This is a genomic window from Marinobacter sp. DUT-3 (assembly GCF_050379435.1).
Classification (GTDB): domain Bacteria; phylum Pseudomonadota; class Gammaproteobacteria; order Pseudomonadales; family Oleiphilaceae; genus Marinobacter.
Genome location: NZ_JBNRMG010000008.1, coordinates 23,503 through 42,456, shown reverse-complemented (window position 1 = coordinate 42,456; position 18,954 = coordinate 23,503). Strand labels below are relative to the sequence as shown.

Genomic DNA, 18,954 nt, shown 5'->3' with positions numbered 1-18,954 from the left:
TTCCAAGCCACTGAAAATATAACGATTTCTGTCTCGTTGTTGTCCCACAGGGCATGCCGCGTGGCCTCTTCGGCATGGTTGCCCCGGGGCGTTGGTTTTCATTGTTAGCCGCTCTGGTTAAAATTTGCACATTCTGACTGCATTTTCCGGGGCAAGGCGTTATACTCCCCGCCCTGTTTTTATCCCCCGATTTCCGAGGTGAACTGTGGATTTTCCGAGCCGTTTCGATGTCATTGTCATTGGTGGTGGCCATGCCGGTACCGAGGCCGCGCTGGCGGCCGCACGCATGGGTTCGCAAACCCTGCTGCTGACTCACAACATTGAGACCCTGGGGCAGATGTCCTGCAATCCGGCCATTGGTGGCATTGGCAAGAGTCATCTGGTCAAGGAAATCGACGCCCTGGGCGGCGCCATGGCCGAGGCCACGGATCAGGCCGGTATCCAGTTCCGCGTGCTGAACAGCCGCAAAGGGCCTGCGGTTCGTGCGACCCGTGCCCAGGCGGATCGGGTGCTGTACAAGGCGGCCATCCGTCATACCTTGGAAAACCAGCCCAACCTGACGCTGTTTCAGCAGGCGGCGGACGACCTGATTGTGGAAAACGATCAGGTCACCGGAGTGGTCACCCAGACCGGTATCCGCTTTAATGCCCGGACAGTGGTGCTGACCACTGGCACGTTCCTGGGTGGGGTTATCCACATCGGCATGCAGCAGCATTCCGGTGGTCGTGCCGGCGATGCACCGGCCAACGCCCTGGCCAAGCGCCTGCGGGAGCTGCCGTTCAACGTTGGTCGCCTGAAGACCGGCACCCCGCCACGGATCGACGCCCGCTCTGTGGATTTCTCGGTGATGCAGGAACAGTGGGGTGATGATCCCACCCCGGTCATGTCGTTCATCGGCAGCCGTGCCCAGCATCCCGAGCAGGTGTGCTGTTACGTCACCCGTACCACCGAACAGACTCACGACATCATCCGCAGCGGCTTTGACCGTTCGCCGATGTTTGCCGGCAATATCGAGGGTATTGGTCCACGTTACTGCCCGTCCATCGAGGACAAGGTCAACCGTTTTGCCGACAAGGACTCCCACCAGATCTTTGTGGAGCCGGAAGGGCTGACCACCAACGAGCTCTACCCCAATGGTATTTCCACCAGCCTGCCGTTTGATATCCAGCTGGCGGCGGTGCGTTCCATCCCGGGGTTCGAGAATGCCCATATTACCCGGCCCGGTTACGCCATCGAGTATGACTTCCTGAACCCCCAGGATTTGCGTCATACCCTGGAAACCAAGTTTATCCAGGGCCTGTATTTTGCCGGCCAGATCAATGGCACCACCGGCTATGAAGAGGCCGGCGCCCAGGGCCTGCTGGCGGGCATCAACGCCGCGCTGAAAGCCCAGGACAAGGACGAATGGTATCCGCGCCGCGATGAGGCCTATCTGGGTGTACTGGTGGACGACCTGATTACCATGGGTACCTCCGAGCCCTACCGCATGTTCACCAGCCGTGCCGAATACCGGCTGATCCTGCGGGAAGATAACGCCGACCTGCGCCTGACCGAAACCGGCCGCAAGCTGGGTCTGGTGGATGACGACCGCTGGCAGAAGTTCAACGACAAGCGTGAAGCCATTGCCACCGAGCGCAGCCGCCTGGAATCCACCCGCATTCACCCGAATACGGACGCCGGCGAACGCGCCAACGGGTTCCTTAAACAGCCGATGAGCCGCGACCAGTCGCTGGCGGAACTGCTGCGTCGTCCCGAGATTGCCTACAAGCACGTGGCCGAGATTGGCGCGGCGCAGGCGGACGATCCAGTGGTGGCCGATCAGGTGGAAATCGAGATCAAGTACGAAGGGTATATTTCCCGTCAGACCGACGAGATCGAGCGCCTGCGCCGCAACGAGAACACTGCGTTGCCGGTGGATCTGGACTACGATGCTATTGGCGGCCTGTCCAACGAGATCAAGCAGAAGCTCAAGACCGTACGGCCGGAAACCGTGGCCCAGGCCTCGCGCATCCAGGGCGTGACGCCGGCGGCGGTATCCCAGTTGCTGGTGCACCTGAAAAAGCGCGACCTGTTGCGCAAGCAGACGGCCTGATCCGCGCTTATGAGTGACGCACTCTGGCAGCGCCAGCTCGAGGACGGGCTGGCGGACATGGGGCTTGCCCTCAACGCACACCAGCAACAACAACTGCTGGCCTTTCTGGCGTTGTTGAACAAGTGGAACCGCGCCTACAATCTCACGGCGGTGCGTGATCCCCGGGACATGGTGTCACGCCAGCTGCTGGACAGCCTCAGCATCCTGTCATTTGTGACCGCGGAGCATCTGCTGGACGTGGGCGCCGGCGGTGGCCTGCCTGGTATTCCCCTGGCCATTGCCCTGCCGGACAAGCGGTTTACCCTGCTTGACAGCAACAGCAAGAAAACCCGGTTCCTGACCCAGTGCGTGCTGGAACTGGGTCTGGAGAATGTCGAGATCATTCACGGTCGCGCCGAAAGCTGCGATCCCGACCTCCGGTTCAGCCAGGTCAGCAGCCGGGCCTTTACCGCGCTGGAGAACCTGGTGACCTGGTGCGGGGATTTATTGGCAGATGATGGTGAGTTCCTTGCCATGAAAGGCCAGTTTCCGGATGATGAAGTAGCTGCGCTTCCGGCAGGATGGCAGGTAAAATCCCGCCATCCGTTGCACGTACCCGCCTCAGACGGCGAACGGCACCTGCTGGTGATCGACCGGGCGGGGCAACCCCAGTAATCCAGTATCAAGGAGGCAAGACATGGCGCGCGTGATTGCAGTGACCAATCAGAAGGGCGGTGTGGGTAAAACCACCACCTGCGTGAACCTTGCCGCCTCCCTGGCTGCGACCAAGCGCCGGGTATTGCTGGTGGATATGGATCCCCAGGGCAACGCCACCATGGGCAGTGGTGTGGATAAAAATGCCCTCGAACTGTCGGGCTATGACATGCTGACCAAGCGTGCCACTGCCGCCGAAGTGACCTTCCTGGCCGAAGCCTCCGGTTTTGATCTGTTGCCCGCCAATGGCGACCTGACCGCCGCGGAAGTGGAACTGATGAACGAGATCGGTCGCGAACACCGCCTGCGCCTGGCCCTCAATACCGTTCGTGACAACTACGATTACATCCTGATCGACTGCCCGCCGTCCCTCAGTCTGCTGACCGTCAACGCCCTGTCCGCTGCGGACACCGTGTTGATTCCCATGCAGTGTGAGTACTACGCCCTGGAGGGCCTGGCGGCATTGATGAACACCGTCGAGCAGATTCAGGAAACAGTGAATCCCAATCTGCAGATCGAGGGTATCCTGCGTACCATGTACGATCCCCGCAACAGCCTGACCCTGGATGTGTCTGGTCAGCTCAGCGAGTATTTCGGTGACAAGGTCTACCGGGCGGTGATTCCCCGCAATGTGCGGCTGGCGGAAGCGCCCAGTTATGGCGTGCCGGCGCTGAAATATGATCGTGCCTCCAAAGGGGCTGTGGCGTATCTGGCATTGGCCGGAGAAATGGTCCGTCGCCACAAAGCGCAAAAGACATCCACGGCCGTTGCCGTGTAGACTACCTCTCCTTTGCACACTGATTTTCACCGGGAAGAATGACAGACACCATGGCGGCGAAGAAACGAGGACTGGGTGAGCGCGGGCTGGGCGCCCTGCTACAGGGTTCCAGGGTCAATCTGGATCAGGAGCTCCATGACCACGACGGTGAACTCCGTGAAGTGCCGATCGACCTGATTCAGCGTGGCCGTTTCCAGCCCCGCCGTGATATGGATCCGGCCGCCCTGCAGGAACTGGCCGATTCCATACGTCAGCAGGGTGTCATGCAGCCGGTCGTTATCCGCCCGATTGCCGAGGGCCGCTACGAGCTGATCGCTGGTGAGCGTCGCTGGCGGGCCACCCAGATGGCCGAGTTGGACAGCATTCCCGCCATCATCCGTGATGTGCCGGACGAAGCCGCCATTGCCATGGCGCTGATCGAGAACATCCAGCGCGAAAACCTCAACCCCGTTGAAGAAGCGTTTGCCCTGCAGCGGCTGCAGGACGAATTCGGCCTGACCCAGGCCCAGGTGGCGGAAGCGGTGGGTAAAAGCCGCACCACCATCACCAACCTGTTGCGCCTGATCGGTCTGACCGAAGACGTCCGCCTGATGCTGGAGCACGGTGATCTGGAGATGGGCCATGGCCGCGCCATGCTGACACTGCAGCCGGAACAGCAGATGCAGGTGGCGAAACAGGTGGTGGCCAAATCGCTGTCGGTTCGTCAGACTGAGGCGCTGGTTCGCCGCGTGCAGCAGGAAACGCCGGATCGCAAGAAGCCCCGGGGCGAAGTGGATCCGAACATCCGCGCGCTGCAGGACGATCTTGCCGAGCGCCTGGGTGCCCGGGTATCTATTGATCATGGCCAGAGAGGCAAGGGCAAACTGGTGATCGAATACAGCTCCCTGGACGAACTGGATGGGATTTTGGGCCACATCCGTTAAGGTTTGTGACATTTCATCCCAAAGTACCGTCTGAGCCTTAAACCACCACATGTCGTGATTGTGATGGTTAGAAAGCACAACTTGTGTGAAGTTGCTGTGATCTGGCGAGAGTTCTGGTTATTTTTCCACCAAATTTTCCCATCGGTTCTGTTGAACACCTCTCGGTTAACACATATAATTTCGCGCGCTTGGAATGACAGCAGGTGGTATGAGCAATAACCGATCACGAATCACCCGCTTACCTCTGGCCCGATGGTTGGCCATTGAGTTTACCGTTATCGTCATTCTGAGCCTGTTGTGGACTATAGAAAGTCGTTTGGCCGGGTATTCCGCTTTCGTAGGCGGTCTTATATTTGTCATACCAAACGCGTATTTTGCCCACCGGATGTACCGGTTTGAAGGCGCCCGACAGGCGCACCTGATGGTGGGAAACATGTTCCGGGCGGAAAGCATCAAGATCGCCCTTACCGCAGTTTTTTTTGCGGCCGTTTTCATCTTAATGGAGCCAGTACATGTACCGGCTCTGTTATTCACTTTTGCTGTGATGGTTGTGATGAGTGCAGTGTTGCGCTTCCTCATCCGGCCGCAACCACAGCGATGACTGGACGAGAGCAGTATGGCAGCTGATACCCCAGTAGAGTATATAAAGCACCACCTAACGAACCTCACCTACGGCAAACTCCCGGAAGGCTACGAGCGCGCGGACGGTACCCTTGTCGATGAAGCCACCTGGACGTTCGCACGAACGGCCCAGGAAGCTTCAGACATGGGCTTCATGGCGTTTCACGTAGACACCCTGGGCTGGTCCCTGTTCATGGGGATTCTCTTCCTCGGCTTGTTCCGCTTTGCGGCCAAGCGTGCAACCACCGGCGTACCGAGTGGCCTGCAGAACGTGGTGGAGATGACCGTTGAATTTATACAGAACCTGGTCAGAGACAGTTTCCACTCGCGCAATCCGTTGATCGCGCCGCTGGCGCTGACGGTTTTTGTCTGGATTCTGCTGATGAACACCCTGAAGCTGATCCCGGTTGACTACATCCCCTCAATCGCCCACGCGATGGGGCTGGAATACTTCAAGATCGTACCAACCACCGATCCCAACGGTACCTTCGGTATTTCCATCGGCGTATTCCTGCTGATTATCTTCTACAGCCTGAAAGTGAAAGGCATCGGCGGCTTCGCCAAGGAACTGTCCATGCAGCCCTTTAACCACTGGCTGCTGATACCGTTCAACCTGTTCCTGGAAATATTGGTACTTATCGTTAAACCGATCAGTCTGGCATTGCGTCTGTTCGGTAACATGTACGCCGGTGAAGTGGTGTTCATCCTGATTGCCCTGCTGCCGCTGTGGGCCCAATGGACACTGAACGTGCCCTGGGCCATCTTCCACATCCTGGTGGTGGTATTGCAGGCCTTTATCTTTACAACGCTGACTGTGGTATACCTCAGCGCGGCGCACGAAGATCACTGATTAAAACGCTTTAAAACACAAACCCTTAACTATCTGAGAAAACTGAGGAGTCTTCAATGGAAATGGTATTTATTGCAGCTGCGATCATCATCGGTCTGGGCGCTCTGGCCACCGGTATCGGCTTCGGCCTGCTGGGCGGCAAACTGCTCGAGTCCACTGCTCGTCAGCCGGAAATGGCTAACCAGCTGCAAACCAAGACATTCATCATGGCTGGTCTGCTTGACGCGGTTCCGATGATCGGCGTTGGTATCGCGATGTACCTGATCTTCGTTGTTGCTGGTTAATCAGCCGTAAGATGCGGGCGCCGCTTCATTGAATTGAGGTCGCGCCCGGTTTTCCGGACACCAGGACGCAACGAATAGCAAGAGGTATATTGCCGTGAATATAAACCTTACGTTGATAGGGCAATCGATTGCCTTCGCTATTTTCGTCTGGTTCTGCGTCAAATATGTATGGCCGCCGATTACCGCGGCCATGGAAGCGCGCCAGAAGAAAATTGCCGACGGCCTTTCTGCCGCAGATCGGGCATCCCTCGATCTGGAACTTGCGCAGGAGAAAGCCTCCAAGGAACTGCACAAGGCGAAAGAAGAAGCTGCAGCCCTGATTGACCAGGCCAACAAGCGTGCCGCCCAGATTGTCGAGGCGTCCAAAGACGATGCCCGCAAGGAAGGCGATCGGCTTATTGAGCAGGCCAGGGCGGAAATTCAACAGGAGCGTATTCAGGCTCGCGACGCACTGAGAGCAGAAGTGGCAGCACTTGCCGTTGCCGGTGCCGAGAAGATTCTGGAAACCTCTGTAGACGCCAAAGCTCACAGCGAGATGCTGGAAAAGCTGGCCGCAGAACTCTAAAAGAGGGTCATCATGGCAGAACTGACAACGTTAGCCCGACCCTACGCGAAAGCCGTTTTTGGTGCCGCGCAAGACCAGAACGCCGTTGATCTCTGGGATCAGGCTCTGGCTTTCGCCGCTCAGGTTGCGGCTGACCAAGAGGTAAAGAACATCCTGGCCAATCCCGGCCTGTCTGAGCAACGCAAGGCGGAACTCTTCGCTGACTGTTTTGAAGAGCCGCTGCCTGAAGCACTCAGAAACTTCCTGTTGATTCTTGCTGAAAGCAAGCGTCTGGTCCTGCTGCCGGAAGTTTCAGCCCTGTTCAACCTGTACCGTGCGGATCTTGAACGCACTGTAAACCTTCAGGTGAGCACGGCGTTTGAAATGACCGCGGAACAACAGCAGCAGCTAATCGACGCGCTGTCCAAAAAGCTGGAGCGCAAGGTGACCCTGGAAACCGCAGTGGATCAGTCCCTGATCGGCGGTGCAGTAGTAAACACGGGTGACCTGGTTATCGACGCTTCAGTCCGAGGCAAGCTGGCCAAGATGGCCAAGTCTCTGGGCTCCTGATTTCAGCACAAGGTTTGAGGACAAAGGCATGCAGCAACTGAATCCATCCGAGATCAGTGACATCATCAAGAAGAGAATCGAAAAGCTCGATATCTCTTCCGATGCTAAGAACGAAGGTACGATTCTTTCCGTTTCCGACGGTATCGTACTGATCCACGGTCTTGCCGACGTTATGTACGGTGAGATGATTGAATTTGCCAACGGCACTTACGGCATGGCGCTGAACCTGGAGCGCGATTCTGTTGGTGCGGTTGTACTGGGTGACTACGAAGATCTGGCTGAAGGCCAGAAAGTTCGTTGTACCGGTCGTATCCTGGAAGTTCCGGTTGGTCCGGAGCTGATGGGTCGTGTAGTCGACGGTCTGGGTAACCCGATTGACGGCAAGGGCGAGCTGGGCACTTCCCAGACCTCTCCGGTCGAGAAGGTTGCACCGGGCGTTATCGCCCGTCAATCCGTTGATGAGCCGGTACAGACCGGTCTGAAAGCGATCGATACCATGGTTCCGATCGGTCGTGGTCAGCGTGAGCTGATCATCGGTGACCGTCAGATCGGTAAGACCGCGGTTGCGATCGATGCGATCATCAACCAGAAGAACACCGGCATCAAGTGTATCTACGTTGCCGTTGGCCAGAAGCAGTCTTCCATCGCCGCGGTTGTCCGCAAGCTGGAAGAGCACGGCGCCATGGACCACACCATCGTGGTTGCTGCCGGTGCCGCTGACCCGGCCTCTATGCAGTTCCTCGCCCCGTACTCCGGTACCTCCATGGGTGAGTACTTCCGTGACCGTGGTGAAGACGCCCTGATCATTTACGATGACCTGTCCAAGCAGGCCGTCGCTTACCGTCAGATCTCCCTGCTGCTGCGTCGTCCGCCGGGCCGTGAAGCCTTCCCGGGTGACGTATTCTACCTGCACTCACGTCTGCTGGAGCGCGCATCCCGCGTGAACGCTGACTACGTAGAGCAGCTGACCAATGGTGAAGTGAAAGGCAAGACCGGTTCCCTGACCGCCCTGCCAATCATCGAGACCCAGGCCGGTGACGTATCCGCGTTCGTACCGACCAACGTGATCTCCATTACTGACGGTCAGATCTTCCTGGAAACCAACCTGTTCAACTCCGGTATCCGTCCGGCGATGAACGCCGGTATCTCCGTATCCCGGGTAGGTGGTTCAGCCCAGACCAAGATCATGAAGAAGCTTGGCGGTAACATCCGTCTGGCCCTCGCCCAGTACCGTGAACTGGCGGCGTTCGCCCAGTTCGCCTCTGACCTGGACGAAGCCACCCGGAAGCAGCTTGAGCACGGTCAGCGCGTTACCGAGCTGATGAAGCAGAACCAGTACAGCCCGATGTCCGTCGCGGAAATGGGTACCGTACTGTTCGCAGCTAACGAAGGTTTCCTGGACGATGTCGAGGTTAACAGTGTGGTTAAGTTCGAAGCGCAACTGCTGGACTGGATGCGTTCCGAACAGAAAGAACTGCTCGACAAGATCGGTGAAGACGGTAATTTCAATGACGAAATTACTGCCGGCCTGAAAGCTGCTCTGGAAAAATTCAAGACCACTCAAAGCTGGTAAGCCCGAGGCCCGCTGCGGCGGGCCCGTTGGTCTACATGAGTGTCTAACTTGAAAAGGCAGTGACTTATGGCCGTCGGAAAAGAAATACGTAACCAGATCGGAAGCATCAAGAGCACGCAGAAGATCACTTCCGCCATGGAAATGGTGGCGGCAAGTAAAATGCGTAAAGCTCAGGAACGCATGCAGGCGACTCGCCCGTATGCGCAAAAGATGCGTCAGGTAATCGGGCACATTGCCAAGGCAAACCAGGATTACCGACACCCGTTCATGCAGGATCGTGACGTCAAACGCGTGGGTTACATCGTGGTTTCCTCCGATCGGGGACTCTGTGGTGGCCTGAACGGCAACACGTTCAAGCTTCTCGTTCGTGAAATGCGTGAATGGAAAGGCAAAGGTGTTGAGACCGACCTCTGTGCCATCGGGCAGAAAGGTGCATCATTCTTCCGCAATTATGGCGGAAACGTGGTTGCCGCTCTGACCCATCTGGGCGACAACCCCAGTGCAGAACAGCTGATCGGTAACGTCAAGGTTATGCTCGACTCATTCGAATCAGGCAAGATTGACCGCCTGTACCTGGTGAGCAACGAGTTCGTGAACACCATGACGCAACAGCCGAAAGCGGAACAGCTTCTGCCGTTGCCTGAAGGCGAAGATGAAGAAGTCGGTCACCAGTGGGATTACATCTACGAGCCCGATGCACGCCCCATCCTGGATGGGCTGCTACCACGTTATATCGAATCCCAGGTGTATCAGGGAGTGGTAGAGAATCTGGCTTGCGAGCAGGCTGCTCGGATGATTGCCATGAAGAGCGCGACTGATAACGCTGGCAGCATCATTGACGAGCTTCAACTGGCTTATAACAAGGCCCGTCAGGCAGCCATTACGCAAGAGATATCGGAGATTGTGAGCGGCGCGGCTTCGGTCTGACCCGGCCCACAATCCTACTGGTTTTAATGACTATCAAGATAACGAGGAACCGAGCATGAGTAGCGGACACATCGTTCAGATCATTGGCGCGGTTATCGACGTGGAATTCCCACGTGACTCCGTGCCAGGCGTTTATGACGCACTGCTGCTTGAAGGTGGTGAGACAACTCTGGAAGTCCAGCAGCAGCTGGGTGACGGCATTGTACGTACCATCGCGATGGGCAGCACCGAAGGCCTCAAGCGTGGCCTGAAAGCAGAAAACACCGGCAAGCCGATTTCCGTGCCTGTTGGTACCAAGACTCTCGGCCGTATCATGGACGTTCTGGGTCGTCCCATCGACGAACAGGGCGAGATCGGCGAAGAAGAGCGTTGGGCGATTCACCGCAAGGCCCCGGGCTATGCCGACCAGGCAGCGTCTGCCGACCTGCTGGAAACCGGCATCAAGGTTATCGACCTGATCTGCCCGTTCGCCAAGGGTGGTAAAGTTGGCCTGTTCGGCGGCGCCGGTGTTGGTAAGACCGTTAACATGATGGAACTTATCAACAACATCGCCAAAGAGCACTCCGGTCTGTCCGTATTCGCCGGCGTAGGTGAGCGTACCCGTGAAGGTAACGACTTCTACTACGAAATGAAGGACTCCAACGTACTGGACAAGGTAGCCATGGTTTACGGGCAGATGAACGAGCCTCCCGGAAACCGTCTGCGTGTTGCCCTGACCGGCCTGACCATGGCCGAGAAGTTCCGGGACGAAGGTCGTGACGTACTGTTGTTCGTGGACAACATCTACCGTTACACCCTGGCCGGTACCGAGGTATCCGCACTGCTGGGCCGTATGCCGTCCGCGGTAGGTTACCAGCCGACGCTGGCCCAGGAAATGGGTGAGCTGCAGGAGCGTATCACCTCCACCAAGGCCGGTTCCATCACGTCCATCCAGGCGGTCTACGTACCGGCGGATGACCTGACTGACCCGTCTCCGGCAACCACCTTCTCGCACTTGGACGCGACCGTGGTACTGAGCCGTGACATCGCCTCAAAGGGTATCTACCCGGCGATCGATCCGCTCGACTCCACCTCCCGTCAGCTGGATCCGCTGGTGATCGGCGATCAGCACTACGATGTTGCCCGCGGCGTGCAGAACGTTCTGCAGCGCTACAAGGAACTGAAGGACATCATTGCGATTCTGGGTATGGACGAGCTGTCTGAAGACGACAAGCTGATCGTATCCCGCGCCCGTAAAATCGAGCGTTTCCTGTCCCAGCCGTTCCACGTTGCTGAAGTATTCACCGGTTCTCCCGGTAAGTACGTATCTCTGAAAGAGACTATCGCCAGCTTCGAGGGTATCCTCAATGGTGAATACGACGATATGCCGGAGCAGGCGTTTTACATGTGCGGCGGTATCGAAGAAGCGATTGAGAAGGCTAAGGCAATGAAGGCGAAGGAAGGTAAGTAATTCCTTTCTTCACTTTCTGACCCAAGAGGCGTAAGAAATGGCTATGACCGTACATTGTGACGTCGTTAGTGCCGAGGAGAAAATCTTCTCCGGCCTGGTGGAGATGCTGACCGCTACTGGTACCGAAGGTGAACTGGGTATCCAGTACGGCCACGCTCCGCTGCTAACGGCCCTGAAGCCCGGTGCAGTCAGGATCGTCAAGCAGGGTGGCGCCGAGGAAGTGCTGTACGTTTCCGGGGGTTACCTGGAAGTACAGCCCAACCTGGTGACCCTGATGGCCGATACCGCCGTTCGCGCGAAGGATGTGGACGAGGCAGCGGCACTGGAAGCCCAGCGCGAAGCCGAGAAGGCACTGGCAAACAAAACAGGCGAGTTCGAGTATTCCCGTGCCGCAGCAGAGTTGGCGGAAGCCGCCGCCCAGCTGCGCACCATCCAGAAACTGCGCAATCACATTCGTTAATAGCGATTGTCAGTCTGGTATCGCCTGATCTGAAGCCGCATCCCGAAGCGGATAGCCGGTTTCTTTCCGAATCGTCCGATTCGGAGGGAAATCCGCCATCTGTCAGGGATGCGGTTTTTTCGTTTATATAAACAACCCGACCATTGACCGGGGGTTCCGTTGTTATGAGTCCGCTACACGTCGTTATCCTGGCTGCCGGCCAGGGTTCGAGAATGAAATCCGCACTGCCCAAGGTCCTTCACGCCGTGGCGGGTCGCCCCATGCTCCATCATGTCATCGCGACCGCGCGTCAGCTTGAGGCCGAGCAGATTCATGCGGTGATCGGCCATGGTGCGGATCAGGTCAGGGCGGCCACCACGGAACAACCGGTGAACTGGGTGCTGCAGCAGGAACAGCTGGGAACCGGCCACGCGGTGGCCCAGGCATTACCGGACCTGCCGGATGATGCCAGGGTACTGGTGCTCTACGGTGATGTACCGTTGACCGGCGCCGGTACGCTGGAGGCACTGGTGTCGCAGATCGATAACGACACCCTGGGCCTGCTGACGGTGACTCTGGAGAATCCCCAGGGGTATGGCCGGATTATCCGCGACGACGAGGGCAAGGTGACGTCCATCGTCGAACAAAAAGACGCCAGTGACGCCCAGCAGCAGATCCGTGAAGTTAACACCGGCATCCTGGCGGTATCGGCCCGGCGCCTGAAGGACTGGCTGCCCCAGCTCTCCAACCGCAACGCCCAGGGCGAGTACTACCTGACCGATATCATCGCCATGGCGGTGGAGCACGGCATGCAGGTCACGGTTTCACAGCCTGAGGACGCCTTCGAAGTGCAGGGGGTGAATAACCGCCTGCAACTGGCGGAACTGGAACGCTGGTTTCAGCGTCGGGAAGCTGAGCGTCTGATGACAGAAGGCGCCACGCTCGCCGATCCCGCCCGGGTAGACGTTCGTGGCAATCTGACGATTGGCAACGACATCCTGATCGACGTCAACGTGGTGTTTGAAGGTGATGTCGAACTGGCGGACGGTGTCTCCATTGGTCCGGGCTGCGTTATCCGCGATGCGAAAATTGCCGCCGGCGCACAGATCAACGCCCATTCGGTGATTGAAGGCGCCGAGATTGGCGCCAATGCGCAGATTGGTCCGTTTGCCCGCCTGCGCCCAGGCACCCGCCTGGCCGACGACACCAAGGTGGGCAACTTCGTTGAGACCAAGAAGGCGGTTGTCGGCGAGGGCAGCAAGATCAACCACCTCAGTTATGTGGGCGATGCCTCACTGGGTCGTAATGTGAATGTGGGTGCAGGAACCATCACCTGCAATTATGATGGTGTGAATAAACATCAGACGGTGATCGGGGACGGTGTCTTTGTGGGCTCCAATACCTCCCTGGTGGCGCCGGTAACGGTTGCCGAAGGCGCCACCATCGGCGCGGGCTCCACCATTACCCGTGATGTGTCTGATCGCGAACTGGCGGTGGCCCGTGGTCGTCAGCGCAACATTGCAGACTGGGACCGGCCGGTCAAAAAGTCCTGACCGGTCCGGTAACACAGCGAATTTTCTGACAGGTGAGTAACACATGTGTGGCATTGTAGGTGCGGTATCGGAACGTGAGGTTCAGGGCATTCTTCTGGAAGGCCTGCGCCGGCTCGAGTACCGGGGATATGACTCCGCCGGCATGGCGGTCATGGATGGTGGCAATACCGTGCAGCGTGCCCGGGAAGTGGGCAAGGTCGCTGCTTTGGCGGACGCCATTGGTACAAATGCCCTGGAAGGCACCGTTGGTATTGCCCATACCCGTTGGGCAACCCACGGTGAACCGTCCCGCCTCAATGCCCACCCCCACATGTCCGGTGACCGGCTGGCCATAGTCCATAATGGCATTATCGAGAACTATCAGGACCTGCGGGATGAGCTCAGGGCCGAGGGTTTCGAGTTCACCTCCCAGACCGATACCGAAGTGGTCGCCCACCTGATCGAAAAGCACTACCGTGAGCAGCGTAATTTGCAGGACGCGGTTAAATCTGCCATTGGTCGCCTTCGTGGCGCCTATGCCCTGGCCGTGGTCCATGCCGATGAGCCCGACCACCTGGTGGTCTGTCGTGAAGGCAGCCCGTTGGTCATTGGTGTGGGTATTGGCGAGAACTTCATTGCCTCCGACCAGCTCGCGTTGCTACCGGTCACCGACCGTTTCATGTTCCTGGAAGAGGGCGATATCGCCGACATCCGCCGTGACCGGGTCGAGATTCATGACCGCGACGGCAGCCTCGTTGAGCGCCCGGTTACCCGCTTCGAGCATGGTGCGGATTCCGCCGACAAGGGCGAATACCGCCACTTCATGCTCAAGGAAATCCATGAGCAGCCGCGGGTGATCAAGGCCACCATGGAAGGCCGTCTGACCAATACGAACGTTCTCGAGCAGGCCCTGGGTACCTCCGCAGGCAAGCTGCTTGAAAACGTGGGCCATGTCCAGATCATTGCCTGTGGCACCAGCTACCACGCCGGTATGGTGGCGCGGTACTGGATCGAGGAACTGGCCGGCGTACCCTGTTCCGTTGAGGTGGCGTCCGAGTTCCGTTACCGCAAACACGTGATTCAGCCCGACACCCTGTTCCTGTGCATATCCCAGTCCGGTGAAACCGCGGATACCCTGGCCGCCCTGCGCCAGGCCAAGCAAGCGGGATTCCGCGCCGCGCTGGCCATTTGCAACGTGCCGGGCAGTTCCCTGGTACGGGAATCCGACCTGGTGATCATGACCCAGGCGGGCCCGGAGATTGGTGTCGCCTCCACCAAGGCGTTCACCACCCAGTTGACGGCATTGCTGATCTTTACCCTGGCACTGGCGCGTCACAATGGCTTGTCTGAAGACGCCGAAGCAGAGATCGTGGAAGCCATTCACCTGTTGCCGGGCCAGGCTGATCAGGTACTGGCGCTGGATGCCGAAATTGCGGAGATGTCGCGGGCGTTCATGGACAAGAACCACAGCCTGTTCCTCGGCCGTGGCTCACAGTTCCCGGTGGCCCTGGAGGGTGCGCTGAAGCTGAAGGAAATCTCCTATATCCACGCCGAAGCCTACCCGGCCGGTGAGCTCAAGCACGGCCCGCTGGCGTTGGTGGACAGTGAAATGCCGGTGGTTACAGTGGCGCCCAACAACGACCTGGTTGAGAAACTGAAGTCCAACCTGGAAGAAGTCCGCGCCCGCGGTGGTGAACTGTTTGTATTCGCTGACAGGGCCGCCGACGTGAAGCCCCAGGACGGCATCCATGTAATGGAGTTGCCCTCGGTTCACCCGATCACCGCCCCGATCGTCTACACCATTCCGCTCCAGTTGCTGTCCTATCATGTGGCGGTACTGAAGGGCACCGATGTGGATCAACCACGGAACCTGGCGAAGAGTGTGACGGTGGAATGACAACCGTAACCGCCAAAGGATGATTGTGGGTTCATAATAAAGCTGGTAACTGATGACCGATGTGTCAGAGTCAGGCTATTTCCTCGGGATTAATAGGGAATGGCCAGCTACAAGCTCGACAAGAAAACCGAAAAATGGATCAAAGAAGGGCGCGGCAAAGGTAGCGGTGAAGATTACCGTCCTTGGCTCACGGTACGAGATCTATCCTCGAAGGGGGTAGTGGTCAACTAATCCCGGACAGTATTTGAAGGTTTTCCTCAGCCGCAACGGGCGAAATACCGCCATTGCATGCATGAGGTCGTTGCCGGTCGTAGTAGTCCATTAGATAACCACCCACATCTTTCTTGGCCTCGGGCAGGTTCCGATATCCCAAGGCCGGTATCCACTCAGATTTCAGACTCCGGAACAGTCTCTCCATCGGTGCGTTGTCCCAGCAGTTCCCTCGCCGGCTCATGCTTTGTGTCATTCGATAGCGCCAGAGCCTTGACCACCAGATCTGCATCCGGACTGGATGACATCGCCCAACCAGCAACGCGGCAAGCATACAGATCCAGCACGACAGCCAGATAACTCCACCGCTGGCCTGCTTGTAAGCGTGAGGGCCTGGCTGCTTGCAGATCAGCCCAAGCTCGCTCATTAAGCGTCGAACCTTGCAGCGGGCTTCCAACTCCTGAATCCGGCGCTGCTCCGGGGTTAAAGCCTTACCCTTCGGGGTGACACCCTCACGCTCCTCGGTCAGCTGTTTGAACTCAGGAGAAAAAGAACCTCACATCAACCCGGGGCCGTATGGGGATCAAGCGAGTTTCCGGGTCACAAAGAGCCAGACTAAGAGGGTAGAACCCCGGAGAGCTTCTAGAATGTCGAGTGCGGCGAACTTTCACACGCCTGCACACTAAAGTGCAAAAAAAGCCACTTTTAACCACTAAAAACCACTTTAACAATGACAGTGGCGGATCTGAGCACTATACTGTTTTTAATGTGTTAATTAATTGGTTTTTAATCAGTAAAGTGAGTAGGGCCGGTTATGAAATCAAAGCAGGGTCTTCTGGAAGCCTTGAATGAAGAAATCCAGCGATTGCAGGCATTGGCGAAACAAATTGAGTCTTCTGATGAACCGGATTTAAGGCCAGTATCTGAACTGGCAGACATCATGAAGTCTCGCAGGGATTCGCTTACGTTAAGCTCAGGAGAAGTGGGCGACCTCTCTGGTGTTTCGGGCACAACAGTTAGAGCTATGGAGAAAGGTGGAAACCCAACAATTAAGAGCCTTCAGGCCGTTGGGAAGGTACTTAATTTCAAGCTTTGGATTGAAGTGTGATGCGAGCACAAGTGAAGATGTATGGAGTACTGGCAGGCATACTGGAACGCAGCGGAAGCACCGTTACTTTCCAGTATGACAAACGCTACCTGCAACTCCGTCAGCCTCCGTTGAGTCTAAGCCTACCATTGCGAAAAGAACCTTTTGTATCTGAGGGACTTCCAGCCTTCTTCAGCGGACTGGTAAGTGAAGGCTGGTTGAAGCGGGTACAGGCCAGAGAACAACGCATAGACCCTGAAGACAACTTTTCGCTGCTGGTACACAACGGCGAAGATCTCCCTGGAGCCGTGACCATTGAACTGCTTGATATGCCTTAAAACTCTGCCAGAGACAGCTACATCGTCATACCATGGTTACTGCTTGGATCGAATGTTCGGAAGCCATAAGCTGAGTCTTGAGCTGGCGGAAAGCCGTAGCGACCTGGTGACCTCAATGCCGAAGAAAACACATGGTTTCTCCATCAGTGGCGTGCAGATGAAAGCGCAACTGAAAATTGAGAAGGGCGAGTTGAAGCTTGTCGACCATGAAGGGCAGTTCATCATGAAGCCCGCGCCGGAAGAATACCCGAACGTTGCCGAGAATGAGCACGCCACGCTCATCCTGATGAGAAAAGTCGGCTTCCCAGTACCTCCTTGCGGCCTGCTGAAACTAAAAGACGAGCACCTGGTCTTTGTCATCCGGCGCTATGACCGGGACTTCGAGACTGGCGAGAAAATCCATCAGGAAGATGCGATGCAGGCGTTGGGCATAACAAATTCCGATTCGTCGCAGAAATACACTGCCGCTAGCTATCAGAGGGTAGTAGAACTGGTCGTTGAGCATGCGGGTGTGGCTGTGGCAGCGGAACTGCTCGAACGCATTGCCTTCAGCTATTTAGTAGGCAACGACGACCATCATCTGAAAAATATCAGCTTCCTGTTTGATCCAGTCTTCAAAATGACACCTTGCTATGATGTGTTGGCCTCTACGCTATACGGGGCCTCAAGCATAGAGAGCCCGTTAGCGCTTCCTATGCTTGATGAGGGAGAGCGGAAGTATTACCGAACCATGGGCAACGGCTTTTACGCTGGTTCGGATTTCCTGGAGCTCGGAATCAAAGCCGGCATGCCTGAAAAAGCGGTTAAGAAACGACTTCACGCGCTGACAAATAAGGTTCGTAAAGAGGCGAGCGGGATAATTAACGCCTCATACATGCCAGAGGGCATGAAAGCGGACTACCTTGATCTCGTAATGCAAAGGCTCTCGTTTATGGACGTGATGCAGGTCGAATGACGCACAAAAATAGTATCTGTCGTGTTGTGGACCGGGGTAAGTCCATTTTGTGGTTACCCAAGTCCTCAAAAACAGGGGCTGAAGAGAAGTATAGTTACCAACTTTTTATGATCCCACAATGATAATAGCTCTCATTATTGTTGAGGCTGTCCAAAGCGCCTGATATTCTGGCCTTCGTTAAGACCCGCTAATAACGGAGGCCAGATTTCCTTGCCGGAACTTCACGGCTCTTCCCCACATCGTCCGTTTTCCGCCCATGATTTCCTGAGTTTTGGCCGGGATTACGGCATTGATTACCAGTTTCCCAACTTGTTGGGTCTGGGCGCTCGGTCGCTTAACCAGCCAGTCGCCAAAGGGCTGGTTAACGAAATCGTGCTGCCATCCGGGTTCCGGCTGACCAATTCCGATCTGGACGTGTTACAGCCTTACGAGTCGCTGTCGCTGGGGCATTCGCCGCTGTTGATCGTCGTGGTATTACAGGGGCGTATCAGTCTCGAAGCGGGGGGCTGGCAAAGTGAGTTGCATCCCGGCATGGCGCTGAGCCTTCAGCTTGGTCCGAACCACCCGCTCCATGCCGTGCAGTTGCCGGGCCAGCGCCTGAAAACCGTCACCCTGGCACTGGACTCGCGCCATCTTGCGGGCCCCAGCCCCCACAATGCGCTCCTGACCGAGCTGCTGGACACCTCGCAGCAACCGGTTTACTCCTGGCGGGTACCGTCAAGCCTGCTCAATGTGCTGAAACAACATATTGAAACCTCATTGCCTGACTTGCAGAGAAAACTTCTGCTGGAGGGCATTGCCCTGCAGCTGATGGCGCTGGGTTTGCCTGGTCATGATATCCGGGAGCCGAGGCACGCCGGGGTATCCCGACAGGATATCCGGCGCCTGGAATCGATACGTAGCCTGCTTGAATATGCGCCAGCCGAGGACTATTCCCTGGGCGATCTTGCTCACCGGGCCGCCATGAGCACCAGTAGCCTGCGTTATAAGTTCCGGCGGGTTTATGGCCAGACGGTGTTTGAGCACCTCCGGAGCTGTCGCCTGGAACTCGCCAAGCGTTGCCTGGAAGAGGGGTACACCGTACAGCAGTCGGCGCACCGGGCCGGTTACCGCCATGCCACCAACTTTGCGACAGCCTTCCGTAAACAGTTCGGTGTTTCACCCAGCGATTTAAGTTCCTCCTGAATCACC

Annotated in this window: 20 protein-coding genes and 1 pseudogene; 20 read left to right on the top strand and 1 reads right to left on the bottom strand. The window is 57.0% G+C overall.

Going from position 1 to position 18,954, the window contains the following annotated elements:
• The first annotated feature begins 205 nt into the window (after positions 1-205).
• The 16 genes from mnmG to ACQUWM_RS12480 all read left to right on the top strand — a co-directional run bounded on the left by mnmG (position 206) and on the right by ACQUWM_RS12480 (position 15,404).
• A complete protein-coding gene (gene mnmG / locus ACQUWM_RS12555; protein WP_428922380.1) occupies positions 206-2,092 on the top strand; it encodes a tRNA uridine-5-carboxymethylaminomethyl(34) synthesis enzyme MnmG in 1,887 nt (628 codons plus the stop codon).
• 9 nt (positions 2,093-2,101) lie between these two features.
• Positions 2,102-2,746 carry a 16S rRNA (guanine(527)-N(7))-methyltransferase RsmG gene (rsmG, locus tag ACQUWM_RS12550; RefSeq protein ID WP_428922379.1) on the top strand — a complete coding sequence of 215 codons (645 nt, stop codon included), beginning with the start codon at positions 2,102-2,104 and terminating at the stop codon, positions 2,744-2,746.
• A gap of 22 nt (positions 2,747-2,768) precedes the next feature.
• Entirely contained in the window at positions 2,769-3,563 is a 795-nt protein-coding gene (locus tag ACQUWM_RS12545) for a ParA family protein (RefSeq protein WP_406988756.1), read from the top strand.
• 50 nt (positions 3,564-3,613) lie between these two features.
• Positions 3,614-4,486 (top strand): ParB/RepB/Spo0J family partition protein, encoded by an 873-nt coding sequence (locus ACQUWM_RS12540; RefSeq protein WP_407001718.1) that lies wholly within the window; start codon positions 3,614-3,616, stop codon positions 4,484-4,486.
• A 208-nt stretch (positions 4,487-4,694) separates the two neighbouring features.
• Positions 4,695-5,087 (top strand): ATP synthase subunit I, encoded by a 393-nt coding sequence (locus ACQUWM_RS12535; protein ID WP_407001607.1) that lies wholly within the window; start codon positions 4,695-4,697, stop codon positions 5,085-5,087.
• A gap of 15 nt (positions 5,088-5,102) precedes the next feature.
• Complete coding sequence (gene atpB, locus ACQUWM_RS12530) at positions 5,103-5,957, top strand: F0F1 ATP synthase subunit A (RefSeq protein ID WP_428922378.1); 855 nt, start codon at positions 5,103-5,105, stop codon at positions 5,955-5,957.
• A 56-nt stretch (positions 5,958-6,013) separates the two neighbouring features.
• Entirely contained in the window at positions 6,014-6,241 is a 228-nt protein-coding gene (gene atpE, locus ACQUWM_RS12525) for a F0F1 ATP synthase subunit C (protein ID WP_203299202.1), read from the top strand.
• Positions 6,242-6,335: 94 nt separating this feature from the next.
• Positions 6,336-6,806, top strand: a complete 471-nt coding sequence (locus ACQUWM_RS12520; RefSeq protein ID WP_406988749.1) for a F0F1 ATP synthase subunit B — start codon at positions 6,336-6,338, stop codon at positions 6,804-6,806.
• Positions 6,807-6,818: 12 nt separating this feature from the next.
• Positions 6,819-7,355: a F0F1 ATP synthase subunit delta gene (locus ACQUWM_RS12515; RefSeq protein WP_407001606.1), complete on the top strand. Its 537-nt coding sequence runs from the start codon at positions 6,819-6,821 to the stop codon at positions 7,353-7,355.
• A gap of 28 nt (positions 7,356-7,383) precedes the next feature.
• Positions 7,384-8,928: a F0F1 ATP synthase subunit alpha gene (gene atpA / locus ACQUWM_RS12510; RefSeq protein ID WP_407001605.1), complete on the top strand. Its 1,545-nt coding sequence runs from the start codon at positions 7,384-7,386 to the stop codon at positions 8,926-8,928.
• 66 nt (positions 8,929-8,994) lie between these two features.
• Positions 8,995-9,855 (top strand): F0F1 ATP synthase subunit gamma, encoded by an 861-nt coding sequence (gene atpG, locus ACQUWM_RS12505; RefSeq protein ID WP_407001604.1) that lies wholly within the window; start codon positions 8,995-8,997, stop codon positions 9,853-9,855.
• 55 nt (positions 9,856-9,910) lie between these two features.
• Positions 9,911-11,305 carry a F0F1 ATP synthase subunit beta gene (gene atpD / locus ACQUWM_RS12500; RefSeq protein ID WP_407001603.1) on the top strand — a complete coding sequence of 465 codons (1,395 nt, stop codon included), beginning with the start codon at positions 9,911-9,913 and terminating at the stop codon, positions 11,303-11,305.
• A 37-nt stretch (positions 11,306-11,342) separates the two neighbouring features.
• Complete coding sequence (locus ACQUWM_RS12495) at positions 11,343-11,765, top strand: F0F1 ATP synthase subunit epsilon (protein ID WP_406988743.1); 423 nt, start codon at positions 11,343-11,345, stop codon at positions 11,763-11,765.
• Positions 11,766-11,929: 164 nt separating this feature from the next.
• On the top strand, positions 11,930-13,297 hold the full coding sequence (glmU, locus tag ACQUWM_RS12490) for a bifunctional UDP-N-acetylglucosamine diphosphorylase/glucosamine-1-phosphate N-acetyltransferase GlmU (protein ID WP_407001602.1): 1,368 nt from the start codon (positions 11,930-11,932) through the stop codon (positions 13,295-13,297).
• A 43-nt stretch (positions 13,298-13,340) separates the two neighbouring features.
• Positions 13,341-15,173 carry a glutamine--fructose-6-phosphate transaminase (isomerizing) gene (glmS, locus tag ACQUWM_RS12485; RefSeq protein ID WP_428922377.1) on the top strand — a complete coding sequence of 611 codons (1,833 nt, stop codon included), beginning with the start codon at positions 13,341-13,343 and terminating at the stop codon, positions 15,171-15,173.
• Between the two features lie 99 nt (positions 15,174-15,272).
• Positions 15,273-15,404, top strand: a complete 132-nt coding sequence (locus tag ACQUWM_RS12480) for a hypothetical protein (protein WP_407001600.1) — start codon at positions 15,273-15,275, stop codon at positions 15,402-15,404.
• On the opposite strand, the pseudogene ACQUWM_RS12475 reads toward ACQUWM_RS12480, so the two are convergent.
• Positions 15,397-15,757, bottom strand: a pseudogene (locus tag ACQUWM_RS12475) (integrase core domain-containing protein); the annotation flags it as partial. The gene ACQUWM_RS12480 and the pseudogene ACQUWM_RS12475 sit on opposite strands and share 8 nt — an antisense overlap.
• A gap of 440 nt (positions 15,758-16,197) precedes the next feature.
• Here ACQUWM_RS12475 and ACQUWM_RS12470 point away from each other — a divergent pair.
• The 4 genes from ACQUWM_RS12470 to ACQUWM_RS12455 all read left to right on the top strand — a co-directional run bounded on the left by ACQUWM_RS12470 (position 16,198) and on the right by ACQUWM_RS12455 (position 18,948).
• Positions 16,198-16,491, top strand: coding sequence for a helix-turn-helix domain-containing protein (locus tag ACQUWM_RS12470; RefSeq protein WP_407001599.1), 294 nt, complete (start codon positions 16,198-16,200; stop codon positions 16,489-16,491).
• On the top strand, positions 16,491-16,808 hold the full coding sequence (locus tag ACQUWM_RS12465) for a HipA N-terminal domain-containing protein (RefSeq protein ID WP_407001717.1): 318 nt from the start codon (positions 16,491-16,493) through the stop codon (positions 16,806-16,808). Before ACQUWM_RS12470 ends, ACQUWM_RS12465 begins: the two co-directional genes overlap by 1 nt.
• A gap of 115 nt (positions 16,809-16,923) precedes the next feature.
• Positions 16,924-17,763: a type II toxin-antitoxin system HipA family toxin gene (locus ACQUWM_RS12460; protein WP_428922376.1), complete on the top strand. Its 840-nt coding sequence runs from the start codon at positions 16,924-16,926 to the stop codon at positions 17,761-17,763.
• 210 nt (positions 17,764-17,973) lie between these two features.
• On the top strand, positions 17,974-18,948 hold the full coding sequence (locus ACQUWM_RS12455; RefSeq protein ID WP_407001597.1) for a helix-turn-helix transcriptional regulator: 975 nt from the start codon (positions 17,974-17,976) through the stop codon (positions 18,946-18,948).
• The last annotated feature ends 6 nt before the right edge of the window (positions 18,949-18,954 follow it).

What these genes read in the sequence shown, in the direction of transcription:
- ACQUWM_RS12515 (WP_407001606.1), top strand. Translation starts at nt 6,819, where the DNA reads ATGGCAGAACTGACAACGTTAGCCCGACCCTACGCGAAAGCCGTTTTT.
- ACQUWM_RS12540 (WP_407001718.1), top strand. Translation starts at nt 3,614, where the DNA reads ATGGCGGCGAAGAAACGAGGACTGGGTGAGCGCGGGCTGGGCGCCCTG.
- atpD (WP_407001603.1), top strand. Translation starts at nt 9,911, where the DNA reads ATGAGTAGCGGACACATCGTTCAGATCATTGGCGCGGTTATCGACGTG.
- atpA (WP_407001605.1), top strand. Translation starts at nt 7,384, where the DNA reads ATGCAGCAACTGAATCCATCCGAGATCAGTGACATCATCAAGAAGAGA.
- glmS (WP_428922377.1), top strand. Translation starts at nt 13,341, where the DNA reads ATGTGTGGCATTGTAGGTGCGGTATCGGAACGTGAGGTTCAGGGCATT.
- ACQUWM_RS12535 (WP_407001607.1), top strand. Translation starts at nt 4,695, where the DNA reads ATGAGCAATAACCGATCACGAATCACCCGCTTACCTCTGGCCCGATGG.
- ACQUWM_RS12545 (WP_406988756.1), top strand. Translation starts at nt 2,769, where the DNA reads ATGGCGCGCGTGATTGCAGTGACCAATCAGAAGGGCGGTGTGGGTAAA.
- atpG (WP_407001604.1), top strand. Translation starts at nt 8,995, where the DNA reads ATGGCCGTCGGAAAAGAAATACGTAACCAGATCGGAAGCATCAAGAGC.
- ACQUWM_RS12470 (WP_407001599.1), top strand. Translation starts at nt 16,198, where the DNA reads ATGAAATCAAAGCAGGGTCTTCTGGAAGCCTTGAATGAAGAAATCCAG.
- rsmG (WP_428922379.1), top strand. Translation starts at nt 2,102, where the DNA reads ATGAGTGACGCACTCTGGCAGCGCCAGCTCGAGGACGGGCTGGCGGAC.
- ACQUWM_RS12465 (WP_407001717.1), top strand. Translation starts at nt 16,491, where the DNA reads ATGCGAGCACAAGTGAAGATGTATGGAGTACTGGCAGGCATACTGGAA.
- ACQUWM_RS12460 (WP_428922376.1), top strand. Translation starts at nt 16,924, where the DNA reads ATGCCGAAGAAAACACATGGTTTCTCCATCAGTGGCGTGCAGATGAAA.
- glmU (WP_407001602.1), top strand. Translation starts at nt 11,930, where the DNA reads ATGAGTCCGCTACACGTCGTTATCCTGGCTGCCGGCCAGGGTTCGAGA.
- atpB (WP_428922378.1), top strand. Translation starts at nt 5,103, where the DNA reads ATGGCAGCTGATACCCCAGTAGAGTATATAAAGCACCACCTAACGAAC.
- atpE (WP_203299202.1), top strand. Translation starts at nt 6,014, where the DNA reads ATGGAAATGGTATTTATTGCAGCTGCGATCATCATCGGTCTGGGCGCT.
- ACQUWM_RS12480 (WP_407001600.1), top strand. Translation starts at nt 15,273, where the DNA reads ATGGCCAGCTACAAGCTCGACAAGAAAACCGAAAAATGGATCAAAGAA.
- ACQUWM_RS12495 (WP_406988743.1), top strand. Translation starts at nt 11,343, where the DNA reads ATGGCTATGACCGTACATTGTGACGTCGTTAGTGCCGAGGAGAAAATC.